Here is a 3804-nt window from a genome sequence, read left to right as displayed (position 1 = left end):
ATATCGCTGACTGTGAATGGCATGTCTGTGAGCGGTGATGTTGAGGGTCGGACGTTATTGTCTGGTTTTTTGCGGGATCATTTGTCTTTGACGGGGACGCATGTTGGCTGTGATACGGCGCAATGTGGGGCCTGTGTGGTGCATGTGAACGGCGAGGCCGTGAAGTCGTGCAACATGCTGGCGGTTGAGGCCGACGGGGCCGAGGTCGGCACGATCGAGGGTCAGGCCTCCGAGGATGGGACGCTCAATGCGATCCAGCAGGCGTTTCAGGATCACCACGGGCTGCAATGCGGCTTCTGCACACCGGGCATGGTGATGAGCGCGGCGGCCTTGCTGAAGGACAATCCGCGCCCGTCCGAGGCCGAGATCCGCAAGTATCTGGAAGGCAACCTGTGCCGCTGCACGGGCTATCACAACATCGTCAAGGCGATCATGGCCGCTTCGGGCCAGGACGTCAGCAGCATCGCCGCCGAATAAGCGGCCCGAGGGAGGAGAACAAGCAATGCCCAAAGACAGTGGCATCGGAGCCAGTTCCAAGCGGCGCGAGGACGTGCGCTTTCTGACCGGAGCAGGCAATTATACCGACGACATCAACGTGGCCGGACAGGCCTATGTTCATTTCCTGCGCTCGGATATCGCGCATGGCCGGATCACCAGCCTTGATACCTCGGCGGCCGAGGCCATGCCGGGCGTGGTCAAGGTGTTCACCGGCAAGGATTTCGAAGGCGTGGGCGGCATGCCCTGCGGCTGGGAGGTGACGGACAAGCACGGCGCACCCATGCAGGAGCCTGCGCATCCCATTCTGGCCCAGGGCAAGGTGCGCCATGTGGGCGATCCCATTGCCGCCGTTGTGGCCGACAGCCTGGAACAGGCGCGCGATGCGGCCGAGGCGATCGAGGTGGACATCGAGGAACTGCCCGCCGTGATCGACATGAAGGCCGCAGCCCAAGAGGGCGCGACGCTGGTCCATGACGATCTGAAGAACAACATCTGCTATGACTGGCAGCTGGGTGAAGCGGATGACGCCAAGGTCAATGAGGTCTTCGCCAATGCGGCCCATGTGACCACGCTGGATCTGGTGAACAACCGCCTGGTTGCCAACCCGATGGAGCCCCGCGTGGCGGTGGGTGAGTATAAGCGGGGCACGGATGAGTACACGCTCTATACCACCTCGCAGAACCCGCATGTGATCCGCCTGCTGATGTGCGCCTTTGTGCTGGGCCTGCCCGAGCATAAGGTCCGCGTGGTGGCCCCGGATGTGGGGGGCGGCTTTGGCACCAAGATTTTCCACTATGCGGAAGAGGCGTTCTGTACCTTCGCCGCCAAGGCCTGCAACCGGCCGGTGAAGTGGACCTCGAGCCGGTCCGAGGCGTTCATGTCGGACGCCCATGGCCGGGATCATGTCAGCAAAATCGAACTGGCGCTGGATGCAGACAATAACTTCATCGGGTTGCGGACCAACACCTACGCGAACCTTGGAGCGTATCTGTCGACCTTCTCCAGCTCCGTGCCCACATGGCTGCACGGCACGCTGATGGCGGGCAATTACAAGACGCCGGTCATTCAGGTGAATGTGAAGGCGATGTTCACCAATACGGTGCCGGTGGATGCCTATCGCGGCGCGGGCCGGCCCGAGGCGACGTTCCAGTTGGAACGCGTGGTGGACAAGGCCGCGCGCGAGTTGAGGGTCGATCCGATTGCCCTGCGCCGTCAGAACTTCATCACCCAGTTCCCCTATGACACGCCGGTCGCTCTGACCTATGATACCGGGGATTACAACGGGACCATGGACAAGCTTGAGGCCGCCGCCGATCTGGCAGGTTTTGCCGCGCGCCGTGCGGCAAGTGAGGCCAAGGGCAAGCTGCGGGGTCTGGGCATCAACTGCTATATCGAGGCGTGTGGTATTGCGCCCTCGAACATCGTTGGCATGCTGGGGGCCCGAGCGGGTCTTTATGACGCGGCGACCGTGCGGGTGAATGCCACCGGCTCGATCAGCGTCATGGTAGGCGCACACAGCCACGGGCAGGGGCATGAGACTGCCTTCCCGCAGGTTGTGGCCGACATGATCGGTATCGACGAGTCGATGGTCGAGATCGTGCATGGCGACACTTCGAAGATCCCGTTCGGCATGGGCACCTATGGCTCGCGCTCGCTGGCGGTCTGTGGCTCGGCCATGGTGAAGGCCACCGAGAAGGTGATCGACAAGGCCAAGAAGATCGCGGCCCACCTGCTGGAGGCCTCGGAGGCGGATATCGAGTTGAAGGACGGTCAGTTCAGCGTGGCAGGCACCGACAAGTCGGTGGCTTGGGGCGATGTGACCCTGACAGCTTATGTGCCGCATAACTTCCCGCTGGAGGTTGAGCCGGGGCTGGAGGAGACCGCGTTCTACGACCCGGCCAACTTCACCTTCCCCTCGGGCGCTTATGCCTGCGAGGTTGAGGTTGATCCCGAGACCGGTCAGGTCAGCATTGAGGCCTTCACCGCCGCCGATGACTTTGGCAACATCGTCAACCCGATGATCGTGGATGGCCAGGTGCATGGCGGCATCGGTCAGGGTATCGGCCAGGCTCTGCTGGAGAACTGCGCCTATGACGAGAATGGCCAGTTGTTGAGCGCGTCCTTCATGGATTACGCCATGCCGCGCGCCGATGATGTGCCCTTCTACGGCGTGGATCATTCCAGCCAGACGCCCTGCACGCATAACCCATTGGGTGTGAAGGGCTGTGGTGAGGCCGGGGCGATCGGCTCTCCGCCGGCTGTGGTCAATGCGGTTCTGGATGCGATGAACTCGGGCGGCAAGGCGGTGGATCACATCGACATGCCGGTTAGCCCGTCGCGCGTTTGGGCGGCGATGAACAGCTGAGTTGAGAGGGCGGACCGGGGGCCAGCCCCGGACCCCCGAGGTATTTTTAGCCAGATGAAGAGCGGATCTGCGCTCTTCGGAAAGGAAAAGCGGAATGTACAGTTTCGAGTTTGAGAAGCCTTCGAGCATTGCCGACGCGGTTGCTGCGTTGGGGGCCGAGGATGCGCAGCCATTGGGTGGGGGTCAGACGCTGATCCCGACGCTGAAGCAGCGTTTGGCGGCCCCTTCTGTGCTGGTCAGCATGGGTGGGATTGCCGAGATGCAGGGCGTCTGTGTCGAGGATGACGGCTCGGTCGTCATTGGCGGGGCGACGCCCCATGCCACGGTGGCGCGTGAGGCGGCGGGGTCGTATCCGGCGCTGGCCGCGCTGGCGGGGCAGATCGGTGATCCGGCGGTACGCAACCGCGGCACCATTGGTGGGTCGGTGGCCAACAATGATCCGGCGGCCTGTTATCCGGCGGGTGTGCTGGGCTCGGGCGCGACCATCGTGACCAACGCGCGGCAGATCGCGGCGGATGACTTCTTTCAAGGCATGTTTGCCACCGCGCTGGATGAGGGTGAGATCATCACCTCGGTCCGCTTCCCGGTACCGCAGGCAGCGAGCTATCAGAAGTTCCTGCAGCCCGCATCCCGGTTTGCCCTGGTCGGCGTCTACGTGGCGCGGTTCGCGGATGGTGTTCGTGTGGCCGTGACCGGCGCCAGCGAAGACGGCGTGTTCCGGTGGGCAGAGGCCGAAGAGGCCTTGAACAAATCCTTCAGCGCCGAGGCGTTGATGGGGCTGAGTGTCAACTCGATGAACATGATCGCCGACCTGCATGGCAGCAAAACCTACCGCGCGCATCTCGTCAGCGTCATGACAAAACGCGCCGTCCAAGACTGCTCGTAAACACAGAAACAACAAACCCAAAAGCCCCGGGCAAAACCCCGGGGCTTTTGCTATG

At 62.6% G+C, this 3804-nt stretch carries 3 protein-coding genes; all 3 read left to right on the top strand.

From position 1 onward, the window contains the following. Positions 1-477 (top strand): (2Fe-2S)-binding protein (locus tag ACR0C3_RS23225; protein WP_480668837.1); only part of this gene is annotated, 477 nt, incomplete at its 5' end. 25 nt (positions 478-502) lie between these two features. After that, on the top strand, positions 503-2863 hold the full coding sequence (locus tag ACR0C3_RS23220) for a xanthine dehydrogenase family protein molybdopterin-binding subunit (RefSeq protein ID WP_170644482.1): 2361 nt from the start codon (positions 503-505) through the stop codon (positions 2861-2863). 94 nt (positions 2864-2957) lie between these two features. Continuing rightward, positions 2958-3749 (top strand): FAD binding domain-containing protein, encoded by a 792-nt coding sequence (locus tag ACR0C3_RS23215; protein ID WP_480760775.1) that lies wholly within the window; start codon positions 2958-2960, stop codon positions 3747-3749. The last annotated feature ends 55 nt before the right edge of the window (positions 3750-3804 follow it).

This window comes from Ruegeria sp. CK3 (genome assembly GCF_056536565.1).
Note: the sequence above shows the minus strand (reverse complement) of the source record. Positions and strands in the feature narration are given on the sequence as shown.

Coding starts and splice junctions, on each gene's coding strand:
- ACR0C3_RS23215 (WP_480760775.1), top strand. CDS start 2,958: ATGTACAGTTTCGAGTTTGAGAAGCCTTCGAGCATTGCCGACGCGGTT.
- ACR0C3_RS23220 (WP_170644482.1), top strand. CDS start 503: ATGCCCAAAGACAGTGGCATCGGAGCCAGTTCCAAGCGGCGCGAGGAC.